Consider the following 17,528-nt stretch of genomic DNA (forward strand, 5'->3'; position numbering starts at 1 on the left):
AAGACCGGCGTCGAGATCGTGCGCAAGGCGCTGTCGGCTCCCGCTCGCCAGATCGCGATCAACGCCGGTGAAGACGGTTCGGTGATCGTCGGCAAGATCCTGGAGAAAGATCAGTACGCCTATGGCTTCGACTCGCAGACCGGCGAGTACGGCAACCTCGTCACCAAGGGCATTATCGATCCGACGAAGGTCGTTCGCACCGCGATCCAGAACGCCTCCTCCGTGGCGGCGCTGCTGATCACCACCGAAGCCATGGTCGCCGAGCTGCCCAAGAAGGGCGGCGCCGGCCCGGCGATGCCCCCGGGCGGCGGCATGGGTGGCATGGGCGGCATGGACTTCTGAGTCCGGCCACTCAGGCGCACCACGGAATGCGAAACCCCGGCAGCGATGCCGGGGTTTTTGTTTGTGTGCCGAGCATGTTCGACAACTCTGCGGAGAGCAACCTGCTTAGTAGCGGATATCGAACATCTGCCGATTCTGGGGCGGGCGGCCAGCTCCCCACGTCGAATCATTTCGTCGCGTGCTCATCTCAATCGATCTCCTTTTCGCGGAGCCACCGGCGTCCTTCATATGCTGCGATCCTACGATCGTTCTGCCAAAGCTCAACCGCGTGGTCGCTTGCAAGCTTCCGCACCCGCTCCGTGGCGGTCCCTTCGTCCGAACAGATAAACTCGACAAAGCCTACGAGATGCCCGTCGCGTCTGACCATGTAGACAGTGTACCGTTCCATGCAAGTCGCCTCTCCACGTTGTCGGTTCAGAGCCTACTCGGCAGGGTGCTCCGGACATCGGGATGTCCTCGATCGCGCGGCCAGAGTTGCCAAGGAGAACTGACGCCACGACCGATCGTCGGGGCATCGGACATTCCCGTAAGCTGGCAACTCATATGGTCCGCAATGGTTTACTTCTTTGAAGCAATGAGCACGTCAGCATAGCCCATTGCGGCACAGAGCTCGTTCGGCTGACTAAGATGCGACATCCCGTTCTATTAGCCGCGCTTGTGCGATCCGCGGCAGCGAGTCGGCGCAAGCAGCAAGACTGGGCCAGTCCAGGTGACATTGGCCTGCTATGCCCGTGGGTAGCGTGGGTCCTATGATTCCCAATCCAGCGTTGACCAAAGCTAGGCGGAACAGCCAAAGCCGAGCGGATCATCACATTGTCGCGTCTCGTTACTCGTCGGACTCAGCGGGGCGGAAACGTACGCGATGATCGACTTGATAGCGGTGGCGGGGCATCTTTCGCGCTTGACTGCGCGCGGGTCCCTCAATGCAGCCTCCGGAATAGAATCGTCAGGAAACGCACTTTGCAGCGCTCTATTCGGAAGACGATACCAAAGATTATTGTTGACGAGCCCAAAGGCTTGCGAGCCGTGCGACAAGGCTCGCTTCAGGAGGCTATGGCGCGGGTCAGGTTCGATCAATTTCAAAAGCAAAGACACGCGTTGCGGCTCCTTGTCACCGCACTGCCCAGTAGCACGCAACCAGGATGCCGGTGAAAACGAGCCCGGCGCAACATCCCAAGACGATTTCCATTGGGCCACTCCCTGATTGTTGCGTAGTTCTTCCGGCGACCGTTTCATGTCGCCTCGCAGATCGACGGGACGGACTCAAACGCAGGTGATGCGTCCGGTCCGCCCCTGCATCACCAAGCCCTGGATTGGTGATGGTATGCCGACCGAAGCAAGCTGCGTGCCGCGACGAAAGAGCTGGATTTATAGACCCTGCGCATCAACGGAGTGTCAGCTCACGGACAATGGTACCAAAGCTGACAAACTCACAAAGCTCGCACCACGCGCTGTCAGCGTCGCAAGAGCCGCCTGAACGCGTCTCGCATTGCGCTTGTCCAAAGCGTGCCGATCTGCGCCAAATCCATGGCGCGTGAGCACGGATGCACTGCTAGCAAAGCCGACGTCCAGTTTCAGCGAGGGAGAAAACATCGCTGATCCGCTTGATAGACTTGCGGAGATCGCGACTGGAGTCGGCTCTGTTCCTTCTTTCAAACCGGTCAGGCCGTTGATAACGGTGTCGGGTGTTCGACCATGTTGTCGGCATCTGACGTCACCGATCGAGCGAGATTGGCAATAGCCGTCTCCGAGGCCGCCGGAATTGCAATATGTCGGCGAGAAGGAAGCATGTGCCTTGCGCGGAGCTCACGGACTACCGAGAGCTGGCGGATCAGAGCCGGGCTTCGGTCAAATGAACGAGTTGCGCCCCGATGCGATAGAGCGCCTCCCGCGTGTCGCGGAAGCGCGGCTCCTCCACCGGAGTGATCGGAAGCGGAAGGTCTTGGTCGGCAACGTGCCCCAGCACATAGGACGCGAGCACGCCGCCGAACACAGTGCCCGGCGCGATTCCGCGGCCGTTATATCCATTGAACCCGATTACGTTGCGGTCCAACTTGTGAAAGCGGGGTAGGTTGTCCGAGGTCATACCGATCGTCCCGAACCAACCGGCCTCGAATTCGATGTCGGCGAGCTGAGGAAACAGCTTGCCCAGCGAGCGGATTGCCCACGCCCTGTGCACTGCTGTACTGCTCCGCTCAAGAGCACCGATGCTGCCATAAACCAGCCGACCTGCACGGTCGAAGCGAAATGAACTGAGCACCTGTTTCGTATCCCAGGCTCCCTGGCGTTCGGGCAAGATCGATGCTCTCAAATTGTCCGAGAGAGGTTGGGTCGCAAAGTTGAAGTAAGGCAGTTCGATCTGCTCCTGCCGGACCTGCGACCAGGGTCCTCGTGCGTAGGCATCGGTGGCAACAATCACCCAATCTGCACGCACAGATCCGGCTGCCGTATTGACCTTCCAGCGCGAGCCGCCGTCGCTGGCGGTGAGAGCGGCACTCTGAGTGAATATTTTCGCGCCCGCAGCAAGCGCGGCACGAGCCAAACCACGAACATAGGCCAGCGGCTGAATTGTGCCAGCGCGTTTATCCAGCAGTGCACCGGCGTAGTCGCCACCACCGATCCTCCGGCGCGTCTCCTCGGCATCGAGAATCTCGACCGGCGCACCACGTCGCTGCCATTGTTCAGCACGAGCCTCGATTTCTTCCAATCCCCTGCGTCCGACTGCACAGTGCAACGTGCCCGTGGGCTCTTGTTCGCATTCAATGCCATGTTGCGCGATAAGATCGAACACTCGCCGCGGCCCACGGCCGAGCAGATCGATCAGGCGCTCCCCATGGGTTTGTCCCAGCGTCGCTACGAGAGTGTCCGGCATGACCCACATACCGGCATTCACGAGACCGACATTGCGTCCGGAGCCGCCGAAGCCGATTTCAGACGCCTCGAGGACCGCGACCCGCGCTCCTCCTTCTGCAAGGTGGAGAGCGGACGAAAGCCCAGTATATCCGCCACCGATGACGAGGATATCGACGTCGATCTCGCCGGCCAGACGACCGGTCTGAGGTGCATGCGGAGCCGTCAGTTCCCAGAGTCCGTGCGATGTCGGATCGTCTTGCATCAGGTAAACTCCCTCGGCTGCAATTGTCCGTCACGTCGGAAATGCGCCGACAAGGCTCCCCGAGCTGCGAGGCCATGGCGGAGGAAATCCGGAAGTATGGCGCAGGCTCGCGAATAATCCGCGGGAGGTCAACTTTGAATGACGATTGACAGCCTGGGCATGGAGCTCGCAGAGCGAATTGGCATGAGGAAGGCAAAAGTCCCCATTGCGCGAAAAATCGCGATAACTTCTTCACTGCATCCGGCTCAATGGCACATTGTTCGACTGGAATCGGCGAAGAAATGCGGGTGGCGGCTCGACGTACTCCGCTGGGGAGCTTGAGGTGTCGCCCCGAACATCACCATCCGGCGCAGCGCGACCTCGATAAGCGATAGCATCAGCAGTGGGGACGCACCCAACGCTTGGCTGACAACACATATCGTCCGCGCTCGCGCCGGCAGAAACCAGAAATATCACTTGACAATCAAGTCAGACCAAGGCGCGAATTGAAGTGGCGCGGTGTTGGAGCGCAAACTCGACCAGCTCACGGAGCCTTCTTCCGCGGTAAGACCAAGGGGAAATGCTTCCGCCCCTATGTCGAACAGCAACTCATTTTAATCGACGAGCCGCAGGGGGCGCTGGCGCCTTGACCCAGCAATCAACTTGATTGCTTGCTTCTGGGCCATTCGTGCCGAGATCGACCTAAACGCGGAAAAAACCTCCGGCCGCCTGCGCGACCGGAGGTTTGCCGATAAGGGTCAGCCGCGTTAGTGGCGCTTGCCGGCAGTCGGCGTGCCGCCGACGGAGGAACCGTCAGCTGCCCCCTTGTTCGGAGCGATCCCGGTGGTGCCGGCTGCACCCTTTGTGTTCTTGACCGGCTTCATACCTGCCTTTCGGTCCGCAGTGCCGAGCTGAGCGGTCGAATCCTCATCATCGTTCATGCCGCCCTGTATGCTCTTGCCTTGCATGCCGCCGCGACTCTTGGCGTCGGTCGAGGGGTCTTGCGCGAGCACCTGGCCCGCAAGCAAAGCCGAAAGGACACATGCGACTACAGAGGTCTTCACCAACTTCATCATTTCTCCTGGACTTGTTCGCGATTGAACGATTCCATCTATGCAACGCCATTCGCTTTCACCGGATCGTCCCAACGCGTCAATACTGCGAACGGCGCCGCCAGCATCAACGTGATTCTTGTGGTCATCGTTTAGAGATTTTGAGGCGATTTCGCGGAGCAATTCCTATCGGCAGCGGCATTGACCATCTGCGCAAGCAGTTGAACTGCCGGACCTAGATTCTCAACGCGAGGACCACGATCGCGTCGGAAGACGCTGCTTGGGCTCCGTCGATGACTTATGAGTTTTGGAAGCGGATCGGAGCAGCCACCTGCAGAGGCTCTCCCAGTCTCGGCCGAAGCAACAATGCAGTAAAAGGCCTGCGAGCCAATTCATCGAAAACTGCCGCCCCTGCCCCACCTGCGGGCGTCGGACTTGAATATATGTGAACGCAATAATACGCTGGATTCATATCGTCTGACCTGGCCCGACGCCCACAGTCGCACTCGCATGCTAGCTCTGGCGAGTCAGTAGGCGAGGAGTTCATTGGTAAAGAACGACGCCGTGGGTTTGGGATGATCGATCGCTTGTTCGGTCTTCAGCAACTCGATCGCTTGTTCGATGAGCTTCGCGTCGACCCAGCCGATGGGCTTTCCTTCCTCGGGCACCATCGCGTCAATCGTTGCCCTGACTTGTGCTTCGATGACATCCACCGACGGTCCGACTTGCCAAACCTTGGCGATGGCATTCGCAGCGGCCCTCGGATCCCTTCGCGTTGCCTCGATACCCTCGCCAACAGCCGCGAGATAGCGCTTGAGGACGTCGGGCTTCTTCTCGATAGCGGAATCGCTCGTGACTGCCGCCAACCCTGGAACGACAAGCCCATATTGTGCGAGATCGAGGATGGGAAACTTGATTCCGGTCCGCTGCTCGAGCACGGGCAGGTCGCTGGTGCGATAAATGCTCACAGCGTCCACTTGGTTCTGCAGGAACTGGGGTACGCGCGATTGCGCGTCCATCTGAACCTTCTTGATCTTGGTGCAGTCGATCTTGTTCACCGCGCAGAAGGTTCCGAGATAGGATGTGCCCGTCTCGCCGACGGCATGCGCCACGATCTTGCCTTCGAGATCCTGCGGTTTGAGGATGGGGTTACCAGGATGCGAGATCATAACGACGGGCGTCTTTGGATGGTAGAGCGCGATGATCTTGATCGGCATGCCCTTCTGGATCGCGGAAGCAGCGAAGATCCCAGGCATGATGACGACGTCTTCCTGGCCCTGAACGAGCGCCCCGAGTGCCGCCTGCGAACCTGCGCCTTCTCCCATGCGTACGGCGAGGTTCTTGGCAGCATAAAAACCTCTGTCCTGCGCCAGATAGAGGTGGCCATACTCGCCCTTGAGCTTCCAGCTGAACCGCACTCGCACATCGTCGGCCGCCAAGGCCGCCGATGAGCACACGATGGCTGCGAAGAGCGCCATGACCGTCAGGGCAATGCTGTGCGAGGCCGTCTTGCAGTACCTTGCAGTCATAGTTTCCCTTTCGAACGCTTAGACGGCGCCGCGGTTCGAGCGCGGCGCCGTCTGTCTTGGCTCGCCAGATCGACGCTAGAATTTCACCGAGATACCCGCGCTGGCCGACTTTTCCGTGCAGCTGTTGGTGCTGGCGCCTGTTGCCGCAATGGTGCAAGTGCCGGGAGTGGCGTTACTGTCGAGACCAAACTTGTTCTTCCAGTATCGATAGGCAACCCAGACGTCGACGAAGTGACTGTATTTGGGGCCCATGAAGGCCTTGCTGGCATCGAACGTCAGGCGAATCGGTTCGCTGTTCACTTCGATCTTGCTGGCGGTGCTGAAACGTCCGGGGCCGGACAGCGCAGGCAGCGTATTGATGTCGCCCTTTTGTCCGGTGACAGAAACGCGGCCACTGATGGCGAAATACCGTATGCTTTCAGGGAGGAAGCCGAGATCCATGTAGTAATTGGTCTCGATCTTCCAGGTGGGCGGAAACACCCTGTTGCCGTCCGCAAGACAGGTCACCCCAGGAGTGCCCGGATTGAAGAGACCGCACTGAAGAAACGATTTGTGGCTTGCAATGTTGTAGACGACCAGCGGCGCCACGTTGAAATAGCCTTTGTACGGAAGATCAAAGGCGAATTGCAGACCAGCGACGACGTTGTTCGTCGCTGGTGCGTAATAATTATTTGCCGTACCGAGATCGGCGCCGACCTCGAACGAGATATTTCGCAGCGGTCCTATTTTGAACGCCTTCGTGTCGAATATCTCATTCCAGCCGAACGTGCTGCGCTCTATGCCGTAGAACTCCGTCGCGCCGGCGCAAGCGCCTGTTTGGCCGAAAGGCAGGGTACCGGTAGGCGAGCAGGGCGAAGCAGGATCGTTATGACCGGATTTCAGCATATCGATATTGAAGAAGTTTGTGCCGTAAGCCCACACATCGAAGTGGGTGAACGAATAGACCTGCTTTGCGGTCGTGCCGTTGATGGTGCCATTTGGCTGGATGCTATAAGCACCGGGGTCGGTCGCCGTAAATTGGTACGAGTAGGTCAGCCTGTTATCATTCACGAGGAAAAACGGAACATCCGGGATCGGCTTTGCCTTGACCGGCGCCGGACTGGGTTCGTCCGCAGCTCTCACGATGGACGAGCAAGCGATCAAACTGACCGCGAGTGCAATTGGAGTCAAAAGTCTGGAAGCATGCATGTTTAGTCCCCCTCTTCAAAAAACGAGCTGCCCGTCGGGCAGACTCAAGCCGCTAGACGAAATGCGACGCGGCCTTGGAGATAGCGGCGACCATCTCAATGCCGATCGAACCCAACTCCCCACAAGGTTCTTCAACGGGCTCACGCCCGCCTGATTTCGGACGCAGGTCATCTCCCGCAGAAAATCATCCTGCGGCACACATGCCTGGCTCTCTTGAAAACTGCCGCCCCTACCCTCGCTCAGTGGGCGACGAGCACACCTTTCGCTTCGAAGATATCGCGGATCTGGCGCACGTAGCCGTAATAGGCCTTGTCCTCGTGGACCTTGCTCCACTGGCGCGGACGCGGCATGTCGATCGTGAGGTCAAGGTCGATGCGACCCGGCCGCGGCGACATCACGAGTACGCGGTCGGCAAGGAAAACGGCTTCATCGATGCCATGGGTGATGAACAGAACGGTGTTTCGCACCCTCAGCCACATGGACTGCAAGTCCATGATCATCTGCTCGCGAGTCAGCGCGTCGAGCGCGCCGAAGGGCTCGTCCATCAACAGCAGACCCGGCTCCTGGATCAGCGCGCGGCAGATCGCCACGCGCTGCCGCATGCCGCCCGAAAGCTCCGATGGATATTTGTTGCCGAAGCCTTCGAGCCCGACCTGGGCGAGAAGGTCCTCGGCGTGCAGCCGGTATTTGGCCAGATCGAGCTTCTTGATCTCGATCGGCAGCAGGATGTTGTCGAGCACGGTCCGCCAGTAGAGCAGGAGATCCGACTGGAACACGACGCCGATCTTGGGATGCGGCTTGCTGATCCCCTGCCCGTCGATGGCGATCTTGCCGGTCGAGGCGGGGGTCAGGCCAGCGAGCAGGGACAGCAGGGTGCTCTTGCCGCATCCGCTCGGCCCCACCACCGCAACGAAACTACCCGGCTCGAAGCGAAGATCTATCTTTTCAAGCGCGACGACGTCGGTATCCTCGCGAGTTTCATAGATCTTCGAAAGCCGGGAAATCTCTATCGCCGCACCGGTAGATTGGATAGGAGTATTCATTACGCTGCCTCACTGGAGCTATGCCTCGTCCACACCTGTTGCATGCGGTTCATTTGGCGGCATCGCGCTTATGGGAAACGCGCGACTCGATGATATCGATGACGAAGTAGAGCATCACACCGAGTGCCGAGATCGTCACCACGGTCGCAAAGTTGAGCGTGGTGTCGAATTGCGAATTCGCCTGGAGCTGAAGATATCCGAGCCCTCGCTCAGCAGCGACGTATTCGCCGATGACCGCACCGATGACGGCGAGAGAAATCGCAACCTTGAAGCCCGCGAAAATATTGGGCAGCGCTGCCGGCAGGCGCAGCTTGAAGAAGGTCTGCCATTCGTTCGCGCCCATGGATCGGACGAGATTGACGAGATTCTTGTCGAGCGACTGCAGGCCGACGACGGTCGAGATCACGATCGGAAAGAACGAGATCATGAAGGCAAGCACGATCTTCGGTGCCCACCCGTATCCGAGATACAGCACCAGGATCGGCGCCAACGACACCTTGGGGACGGTCTGCAGACCGACAAGGATCGGATAAATGGCTCGTTCGAAGGCCCTGGAATAGAAAATCGACAAAGCCAGAGGAATCCCGATCAGCGCTCCAAGGAAGAAGCCGAAGATCACTTCGAGCAGTGTCACATAGGTATGGGCCGAGAGCAGCGGCAGGTCGTTGGCGATGCGCTTCGCGATAGCGAACGGCGTCGGCAGGACGAACTCCGAAAGCCCTGACAGTGGCACGAGAATTTGCCAAGCACCGATCAGCACCACAGCAACGAGGAGCGCCGAATAGCGATCCAGCCAACTGACGCGAGCCCGTTTCTTGCCGCTCATGCTCTTGCCTTGCTTTGGCTGCGCCCCACCGGCGCTGACAATATCCGTACTCGCCACGGCAACCTCACCACGTTAGAAGATTACAGTTGTCTTTGAGCAGAACCATCCGCCGGAGCCTTCGACGGCCTGGCAACATCAACGAACACTTCGCCGACAAGTGCGCTCTCGAGGCACAACCGGGCTTCCCGAACGAACCAATCGAGGAGAGGTCGCCAAGATCTGACGACCGCCCGGTGCTGTCGTCGAAAAAAACCGGCGCATCGCCCCCTCAGCGCCGACATTGCTGCAGCGAGATTCACTCGAGACATCCCGTTCACTCCCTGTCGATCTGGAGCTGAATGACGCAAGCCGGGCACCACGATTCGTGTGGCCCTTGCCTGCGGTCCGACGGCGCTCCCATTCCCGGATCGACCTATATTTGATCTCATGATGTGATCACAGTTTGATGTTGTCAAGCACGTAATGCGGGCGGCATGCGATCGTTTTTCGTGCACTGGATCCATTTCGGCGGCGCAACGATGGGCATTCGCGCGTTGCGACGGCTTGCCCCCGCATCTACGACGAGCGGATCGATCTCGCGGGTGATGGATTAAGAATTGCGGTCGATGTCGTATCGGCGCGGCTGCGCTTTCGACCGTCAGTGCCTGCAGGCGAAGATGCTTGGCAGGGAATTTTCGATCGTGGTGCGCGTCAAGTTGCGCGCGATGAACACCAGCCAGCCGCGCGGCGAACCTTCCGGCCATCGCGGCAGGTATTCTGGCGGATAGACGACGTGTTGCACGCCGTGGACGACAACCGGTCGCTCGTCCCCTTCGAGCTGCAACAAGCCCTTCACACGGAGAATGGATTGACCGCGTGCAGCCAGCAACAATTCAAGCCAGTCGACAAAGGCCGGCCATTCGACTTCTCGCGTCACCTCGACCGTGAAGGTCTCGATGCCGTGGCTGTGCACTCCCCGCGCAGCCCTGTCGTGCGCCCCGAGCGAGTGGGGCTTCCAGTCCTCGCCATGGGCCAGGACGTCGGCCGCCGAGGGCATCGCATGCTTGCTCGAGGTCAGCGAGCGCACTGAAGGATTGACCTTGGCGACATCGAGCTCAAGCGTGTCCAATTGCCAACGCTCGACAAGATCCGACTTGGTGACGACAACGCAATCCGCTAGCGCCACCTGCTGGGCCGCTTCCGCGAAGTTCCGAATGCTGTTGAGGCCACTGACGCCGTCCACGGTCGTAATGATGCTGCCGGCGCGATAGCCATGCAGCAATTCGGGAGCGCTCATCACTACCTGGATGATGGGCGCTGGATCGGCGAGGCCGGTGGTTTCGACCACGACCTGGCGGAAAGGCGTCACCGCGCCGCAGCGGGCCATCGCCAGGAGCTCGGCCAAGGTTGACACGAGATCGTCGCGCACAGCGCAGCACAGACATCCGGACGACAGCAGGACCACGTCTTCCGTGACCTCCCGCACCAGCAGGTGGTCCAGTCCTATTTCGCCGAATTCATTGATGATCACCGCAGTCTCGGCGAGACCCGGCTCCCCGAGCAGGTGTCGAAGAAACGTCGTCTTGCCGCTCCCGAGAAAGCCCGTCAGCACATGAACGGGAATCCGCGCGTCGAGGGAGGGAGCGGCGGGCTGCATGGTTCAGTTGACCTCGAATATGGCGTCGACCTCGACCGGAACGTTGCGGGGCAAGGAACTGCAGCCGACCGCCGCGCGGGCGTGGCGCCCTGCCTCGCCAAACACCTCCACCATCAGGTCAGACGCCCCATTGATGACCTTGGGATGATCCTTGAAGTCCGGCTCGGCGTTGACAAAGCCGCCCAGCCGAACGACCCCAACCACCCTGTCGAGATTGCCGTCCAGCGCCTGCTTGAGCTGAGCGAGGATATTGATTGCGCAGAGACGCGCAGCTTTTTGACCTTCCTCCACGGAGAATTCCGAGCCGAGCTTACCCGTGTACTTGTCCTTGCCGCCCTCGCTGGGGACCTGGCCGGAGATGTAGATCTGGCTGCCCAGTCTGCGCGCGGGAACGTAGTTGGCGCTTGGAGACGCCGTTGCGGGCAGGCTTATTCCCAGTTGGGCCAGTTTTTGATCAATCTTTGCTTCCATGGCGCGGTACTCCGGATCTCTGTTCTCAATCGTCGAATTGCAGTTCCATTCCTTGCGCGAAGGGCAGCTCGGCCCCCTGCGAGTCGGCGATGCTGAGCAAGGCCCGGCAAGTCGTCCGGATGTCCTGGATCGTCCCGCGTTTGACCGCGGTTGGGTTGCCCTCCTTCAGCCCCGCCAGAATGTCCTCGTGGTGAGACGCGCTCCAGGGCTTCGAGGGGATCAGCAGCGACATGTACATGGTCGGCCCGAACTGCAACCAAAGCGACTCGATCAAGAGCGTGAGCGTCTCGGATTCGCTCGCCTGGTAGAGTGTGAAATGAAATTTTTGGTTGAAGGAAAGGCAGTTCAGGATGTCACGCTTGGCGATCGCCTGAAGCAATTGCTTGTTGATGGACGTCAGTCCGTTCAACAACGCAGGCGAAGCTTTCTTGGCGGCGAGCTCGGCGGCTGTACCTTCGAGCAGTTCACGCACTGAAAAGATATCGCTCAGCTTCTCGGCGCTCAGCCTCGGCACGCGTACCGAGCCCCCCTTGGTCTCTTCCAAGGCATTCGCGGCGACGAGCTGGCTCAGCACTTCGCGAACCGGCATGGGGCTGGTTCCGAGCCCTGCCGCCAGCTTGCGCAAACTCATGACCTGGCCGGGAACAAAGGCTCCGACCATAAGTCCTCTACGCATATAGCTGAGCACACGCTCGTAGATGTGGCCCCGCTGCCGCTTGCCTTCTTCGTTGCCGTTTCCGGCAACTTCCGCTTTCTCGGTCCGCATCTCCCGACTCTCTTTCTCTTAGGACGTCGCTGGGCGCCATCCGATAGGCCTGAGGACATCGAGACCATCCCTGAGAGTTGGACGGCCTGTGTCCTGTGATCTCATATCGTGATCAGTAGTAGATTTGAGAGCGGGCGGCAACCGCAGCGGAGCACTGATGCCGCAAATCGGCACGCCAAGGTTGGCTCGGCCTGCCGATTTGACACAAGGAACGTGGCCCGGATCACCTGCGTGAGCATACGGGCCGGGCCTGAGTTAAGCGTTTGCTCCGACCTGATAGAGCTCGACCTTGGTTCCGTCGGGATCGGCGATGTAGATCGTCAAGCCATACGGCCCGTCGTGCAGATCATTGTAGTAGTGTACGCCGGCTTTTTTCAACTTGGCATCGAGCGCGCGCACGTCATTGACCTCGAAGGCGATGTGGTCGAGCTGGCGATGGTCTGCAGCCTTGCCGTTGATGAGGGCGATGCCTTGGTGGAAAGCAACGAAGGGCCGCCCGTCAGCCAGCGGCTTGGCCGGCCTGATCGTGAATCCCAGTTGACGGGTATAGAAGTCGACCGACCTGTCGATGTCATTGACCATGATCAACTGGTGACCGTAGTTGGTAACCCTCGGCTTCGCCTGCTCGGCGATCCAGTCGAGAACGTCCGACGACGGCGCTATCTCGCAGAAGTACTGCTTCCAGACCTGCTTGGCGGTTGCCTCCCAATCCGCATTGACGCCCGATACGCAATCCTCGACGGCAACCACATCGAGATCCCGGAGATAGGCTTCGCGGATGCTCGTCTCGACGCAAGCATTGGTGGTTGCTCCGGTGATGAAGAGATGCTGCGTCCCCAGCATCTTCAGCATCATCTCGAGCCTGGTCTCGTAGAACGCACCGAAGCGGTGCTTGCGGATCACGAAGGAAGGATTGAACTCGGCCAGCGGCTTGAGCTCGTCGATGATCTCCTCGTCCCAACTGCCGGCGAGCGCGGATACCTGCTTGCGCCGGGCGGTGTGGCCGAGCAACTTCTTCTTGGCGCGATTCCTGTCGATGGCAAAATGCTCCTGCATTGTCCAAATGACGGGAATGTCGACATCCTGGCACCGCTTGATCAGCCTTGCCAGCGGCGAGACGATCGAGGACAGGCGCTTTGTATCCACTCCGGAAATGCCCAGCGTTCCCTTCTCGTGGATGAAGGCGTTCTGGAGATCGATGACCAGCAGGGCCGACTTGCGATAATCGAGGGCTTCCAGGCTCATTTCTTGTCCTCCACCATGTCGATGCCGAGCACGCCGGCGCGGCCCCAGCTGTCTTTTGGCGTTTCATGGATCACCACATGCAGATGATCCGGCTTGCAGGCGGCCTCCTCAACCATTGCATTGGTGATAGCCTTTACGAGTCGGCGCTTCTGCTCGACTGTACGGCCCTCCCACATTTCGACGACGACAAACGGCATCAGAAATCTCCTCCTCTTTGGATGGGTAGAGCGCCGGATGCCCAGGTGGGCACAGCGGCCGCGAAGCCCGTAACCAGATCGTTCCTTGCCAGATCGACCCCGCTGAGCAGCCACAGCGGGCGGTTGGCATAGTTGATCAAGACCTGCTCCTCCATGCACGCGCGATGGGCGGGATGCTGCGGGTCTCGATCGAAATGACTGGTGCCCGGCATCAGCCGGATGACATAAATCGGTTCCGACGGATCGAGCATCTTGAGCACATTTGTTCCGATCTCGTTGAGTCCGATCGCCCTCGGTCGCGGGTCAGCCTGGCCAACGGGCAACAAGACGATCGCCCCTGCGAATGGCACAACCGGCCAATAACGACCTTCCCGCCCTTCGCGCAGAAAGTCGGCATAGCTGCTCGTTTCCGCGAATAGCTCGCTGTCCCACAGGATGATGTCCGGCCCCAGGATCTCGCGCGCTGCATCGACGACGCCCTGGCTCTCGCAAAGGCCCAAAAAGACCCAGGGATCGGTCAAGCCGATCGCATGTCCCCATGGATTGTGGATTCCGGACAATCTCTCCTGACGGATCGTGGTCTTGCGCGCCACGATGGCGGCGACGGCTTCACGCACCGACATTTGGGCGGGCATGAGCGACTCTCGGCCTGCCAACTCCAGTCGGTGGAAGTCCGCGCCACTCATGACGGCAGGGTCACGCATCGACCGCGACCGAAGTGGTGGTCGGCGACGGAACCGTTTTCGTAGACGACGTCACCGCGAGCAACGGTCATCACCGGCCAACCCTTGAGCGTCCATCCCTCGTAGATGCAGGTACCCTTGCCGGTGTGCTTGACCGTGCGCTGCTCATCGAGGTCGACCAGCACGAGGTCGGCGTCGAAACCAACGTCGATATGGCCCTTGCGCGGCCAGAGCCCGAAGCGTCGCGCAGGGTTGAAAGAGTTGAGTTCGACAAGCCGGGTCAACGGCAAACCGCGCTGATGGACGCCGAAATGAAGCATCAGCGACAGCTCCCATGGAAAGCTCACCACTCCCGGGAATTCGGTCCAAAGATCCTCCAGCTTCTTGGGCAAGAACGGCACATGGTCGGTCCCGAGGCTGTAGACCGAACCGTTCATGACGCCGTGCCAAAGACCCTCGAGCTCGTTCCGGTCGCGCAACGGCGGCGATATCTTCGCACGCATGTCGAGATCTTCGTCGTAGCACGTGCGGGTGAGGTAGTGAGGACAGGTCTCTACCGTCACGCGGACGCCACGCGCCTGGGCCTCGGCGGCGAGTACCGGACCCATGCCGACGGAGGTGTGGACCAGATGAAGCGAACAGCCGGTCTTCTCGGCAAGGAAGAGCATGCGCCGTATGGTTTCCACCTCGCAGAAGGCCGGGCGGGATTCCGTGTACGCGCCGAGATCCTGACGGCCGGTGGCCGCGATCTCCTTTTTGATCCAGGAGGCGATCTGGGTGTTCTCGCAGTGAACGTTGATCACCCCGCCGGGAACCTTCGACAGGATGCGCATCGCGGCATAGACCCAGCCGTCCGTGGCCGGCACAATGCCAATCGGATTGTCCGGCTCGTAGCCGAAATAGCATTTGAAGGATTTGACGCCGGTCTTGGCGATGACCTCCGGAATCTCGGCGATATGTTCCTCACGCTGGATCCCGAAATGAAAGCCGAAGTCGATCACCGAGTTTTCCTCGCCAATCGCTTTGCGCTCCGCGTAGAACGGCAGATAGGACTCCTTCAGATTACGGATATAGAGAAGCGCGGTGGTCACGCCGCCGGAGGCCGCGGCGGCTGTCTCGGTCCGCATATCCTCGGCAAAGGGAAACTTCACGCCCAGATGGCAGTGCGGGTCGATCAAGCCCGGCATCAACACCCGCCCTTCGGCGTCGATGGTGCGCTTGGCTTCGGGAAGGACTTCGTCAGCCCCGGTCAGGACGATCTTGCCGTCCTTCACCGCAACGCCGCCGTGGAATTCTCCGTCGTGGCGAACCACTCGCGCGTTCTTTATGACCAGATCCGCCTTCATTGTCTTTGCTCCAGTATTTCCTCGATGCGTCGGCTGATGCCTGTCCACTGGCTGCGGCCGACGGTGATCGGTGCACGGGCGCCCATGCCGCGCGCCCAGACGGCCTTCAGTCCAAGTTCAGCGGCCGCGTCGCGGTCGATCGTTCCGGGAGGCGCTGCGACGTCGACCAGCAGCGCGTGTTTGGGCAGCAAAGCCAGCTGGTCGCGCTCGAGCAGTCGTTTTGGAACGCTGCCGATAACGATGTCCATGCGATGAAGAACTGCCGGCAATTGTTCGAGCGTTAGCGTCTCCGCGCCTGTCGCGTAGGCGGCGGCGCGCTGAACCGGATTGCGCGCCGCGACGTGGACATGAGCCCCGAGGCCGACCAACGTCTTCGTCAGAAGCGAGCCGATGGTACCTTGACCAACCAGGCAGATGTTGGACTTGTGGATGGTGATCTGCGTGTTTTCGATGATCACCTTCAATACGCCCTCGACGATCGCCGGCCCGCGCAACAGCATGAGGTCGACGTCCCATTCGTACTCGTGCAGCGCGATGCCGAGCGCCTTGCAATGGGCCCTCAGATTGTCGTCGGCCCAACCGAGGATGATGTTGCCGGGCCGCCTCATGCCGGCCAACATCTCGCGTGTCGGGACGATCTTTTGCGGACACTTGGGCGCGAAGAGCGCGCCCTCCGCGCTGATGCCTGGAATCGGAAACAGCGCGATGTCGGCCCCCTTCAATGCATCAGCCGCGTCCACAGCATGATAGACGCCTTCGATGCCCCCATCAGGCCAGGGAAAGCCGTAGGCTCGAACCGCGGCTCCAGCCCGCACGGCACAGCGAGCGATCTCCTGTTCGCGTGCGTCACCGGCTACGATCGCGACGACTGTATTCTGCCAACTCATGGGGCCCTTACCTTCTCAATGAGCTGATCCCTGGACATGCCGGCGATGCCCATTGCATCTGCAGTCCGCCCGCCGATCCGATAGTCGGTTCCGACGGCGGCCTGCGCAAGGCGATAGAGCGACGTCGCGACGGGCACGTTGACGTCGGCGATCCGCGCAAACTCCAGGAAGGGGAGCAAGCCGTGACCGAAATCCTCCTTGTAGTAGCGATATTCGAGCGAATCCGGTCCCTTGATACGGCGATTGGCCTCGCCGCCCGCGATTGCCGCGCGGTAATCGGTAACGTCAACCACGTCAGCCTCCACCGTGCCGAGCAGCTTCATCTCTTCAATCAAGTTCGGCAATTCATGCCCGAACGCCCGAGCGACCGCCAAGCGCTCGTCGTCCAATTGCCGCATGACCCGGGCGACCCCGGGCGTCATGGCGTCGACATAGAAAGTGAAGCTGCCGCCGGTCGCCTCGACCCAGGCGGCTGCCAGCACCGCGCCAGGGGGATGCAGGACCATGTTCACGTTGGAGAGGTCGGAGGCGATGACGTCCCGAACGGGCGTGACACCCGGATACAATTTTGCAGCAATCTCCAGCGCCTCCGCTCCTCCCCTGAGAGCGGCAGCCTTCAGTTGCTTCGCCCGACCGCTAATGGTGACGCCGTCAGGACGATATTTGCGCGCGACGTATGTAAGGGTCGAGAACTCAACCACCGGAGGCACTGACCGCCCGGTGCGGGAATAGGCCTCGGCGAATTCCAGTGCGCCTCCGGTGTGGCCGGGATTAAGCACGACAGGTTTGTTCGACGGCCAACCGGCCGCGGCGAGTGCGTTGGCGATGGCCGAGTGCGAGAAAGTCGGCAGGACCACGACTGCCACTTCGACTCCGGAGATGGCCGACTTGAGATCTGTCGAAATCAGGGTAGGCTTTGCAACTCCCTCGCCGAGCTTGCCGTCGAATGCAACGCCGCCGAGCTTGATGTGCGGCTCGAGCGTCTCGGCCGAACGCGCCCAGAAATGAACGGAGTGGCCCGCCAGAACCAATTCTGCGACCGAGGCCGTGCCCCCCGCCCCTCCTCCAAGTACGGCAACCTTCATTCTGTCCTCCGCAGATCGAAGCGTAAGTCGCGCCTCTTGAGAGGCAAACTTTGATCACAGCTTATGATCACAGCTATGATTGTCAAGCTTGAGAATTGCCAACCCGCTGCCTCATCGAAAGGCACTTCTGGAGCGTGA

Annotated in this window: 17 protein-coding genes; 1 reads left to right on the forward strand and 16 read right to left on the reverse strand. The window is 60.2% G+C overall.

The annotated features are described in order from the left end of the window. The coding region (locus RAD10_RS24075; protein ID WP_461619510.1) for a TCP-1/cpn60 chaperonin family protein at positions 1–342 on the forward strand (342 nt) is incomplete at its 5' end. A gap of 777 nt (positions 343–1,119) precedes the next feature. On the opposite strand, the gene RAD10_RS24080 is transcribed toward RAD10_RS24075, so the two are convergent. The 16 genes from RAD10_RS24080 to RAD10_RS24155 form a co-directional block, all read right to left on the reverse strand. Then, complete coding sequence (locus RAD10_RS24080; RefSeq protein WP_270162978.1) at positions 1,120–1,578, reverse strand: hypothetical protein; 459 nt, start codon at positions 1,576–1,578, stop codon at positions 1,120–1,122. A gap of 595 nt (positions 1,579–2,173) precedes the next feature. After that, positions 2,174–3,457 (reverse strand): NAD(P)/FAD-dependent oxidoreductase, encoded by a 1,284-nt coding sequence (locus RAD10_RS24085; protein ID WP_270162979.1) that lies wholly within the window; start codon positions 3,455–3,457, stop codon positions 2,174–2,176. A gap of 746 nt (positions 3,458–4,203) precedes the next feature. Further along, positions 4,204–4,671, reverse strand: coding sequence for a hypothetical protein (locus RAD10_RS24090; protein ID WP_375849324.1), 468 nt, complete (start codon positions 4,669–4,671; stop codon positions 4,204–4,206). A gap of 344 nt (positions 4,672–5,015) precedes the next feature. Beyond that, entirely contained in the window at positions 5,016–5,966 is a 951-nt protein-coding gene (locus RAD10_RS24095) for an ABC transporter substrate-binding protein (protein WP_461619511.1), read from the reverse strand. Positions 5,967–6,092: 126 nt separating this feature from the next. Further along, positions 6,093–7,205 (reverse strand): hypothetical protein, encoded by a 1,113-nt coding sequence (locus RAD10_RS24100; RefSeq protein ID WP_270162982.1) that lies wholly within the window; start codon positions 7,203–7,205, stop codon positions 6,093–6,095. A 239-nt stretch (positions 7,206–7,444) separates the two neighbouring features. Then, positions 7,445–8,248, reverse strand: coding sequence for an ABC transporter ATP-binding protein (locus tag RAD10_RS24105; RefSeq protein WP_270162983.1), 804 nt, complete (start codon positions 8,246–8,248; stop codon positions 7,445–7,447). A gap of 49 nt (positions 8,249–8,297) precedes the next feature. Beyond that, entirely contained in the window at positions 8,298–9,074 is a 777-nt protein-coding gene (locus tag RAD10_RS24110; RefSeq protein ID WP_270162984.1) for an ABC transporter permease, read from the reverse strand. Between the two features lie 637 nt (positions 9,075–9,711). Beyond that, complete coding sequence (locus RAD10_RS24115) at positions 9,712–10,710, reverse strand: CobW family GTP-binding protein (protein WP_270162985.1); 999 nt, start codon at positions 10,708–10,710, stop codon at positions 9,712–9,714. 3 nt (positions 10,711–10,713) lie between these two features. Then, on the reverse strand, positions 10,714–11,181 hold the full coding sequence (locus RAD10_RS24120; protein ID WP_270162986.1) for a RidA family protein: 468 nt from the start codon (positions 11,179–11,181) through the stop codon (positions 10,714–10,716). 25 nt (positions 11,182–11,206) lie between these two features. Continuing rightward, the gene (locus tag RAD10_RS24125) at positions 11,207–11,947 is read right to left on the reverse strand and encodes a GntR family transcriptional regulator (protein ID WP_270162987.1); all 741 of its coding nucleotides are present in this window, start codon (positions 11,945–11,947) and stop codon (positions 11,207–11,209) included. Positions 11,948–12,202: 255 nt separating this feature from the next. Beyond that, on the reverse strand, positions 12,203–13,192 hold the full coding sequence (locus RAD10_RS24130) for an isochorismatase family protein (RefSeq protein WP_270162988.1): 990 nt from the start codon (positions 13,190–13,192) through the stop codon (positions 12,203–12,205). Next, the gene (locus RAD10_RS24135) at positions 13,189–13,389 is read right to left on the reverse strand and encodes a 2-hydroxymuconate tautomerase (protein ID WP_200518423.1); all 201 of its coding nucleotides are present in this window, start codon (positions 13,387–13,389) and stop codon (positions 13,189–13,191) included. The genes RAD10_RS24130 and RAD10_RS24135 overlap by 4 nt, the downstream gene beginning before the upstream one ends. Then, positions 13,389–14,024: a resolvase gene (locus RAD10_RS24140; RefSeq protein ID WP_270162990.1), complete on the reverse strand. Its 636-nt coding sequence runs from the start codon at positions 14,022–14,024 to the stop codon at positions 13,389–13,391. The genes RAD10_RS24135 and RAD10_RS24140 overlap by 1 nt, the downstream gene beginning before the upstream one ends. A 47-nt stretch (positions 14,025–14,071) precedes the next feature. Then, entirely contained in the window at positions 14,072–15,418 is a 1,347-nt protein-coding gene (locus RAD10_RS24145) for a dihydroorotase (RefSeq protein ID WP_270162991.1), read from the reverse strand. Beyond that, positions 15,415–16,305 (reverse strand): dipicolinate synthase subunit DpsA, encoded by an 891-nt coding sequence (locus RAD10_RS24150; RefSeq protein ID WP_270162992.1) that lies wholly within the window; start codon positions 16,303–16,305, stop codon positions 15,415–15,417. The genes RAD10_RS24145 and RAD10_RS24150 overlap by 4 nt, the downstream gene beginning before the upstream one ends. Continuing rightward, positions 16,302–17,390: an NAD/NADP octopine/nopaline dehydrogenase family protein gene (locus RAD10_RS24155; RefSeq protein WP_270162994.1), complete on the reverse strand. Its 1,089-nt coding sequence runs from the start codon at positions 17,388–17,390 to the stop codon at positions 16,302–16,304. Before RAD10_RS24155 ends, RAD10_RS24150 begins: the two co-directional genes overlap by 4 nt. Positions 17,391–17,528: the final 138 nt, after the last annotated feature.

The organism is Bradyrhizobium sp. 23AC (assembly GCF_054863025.1).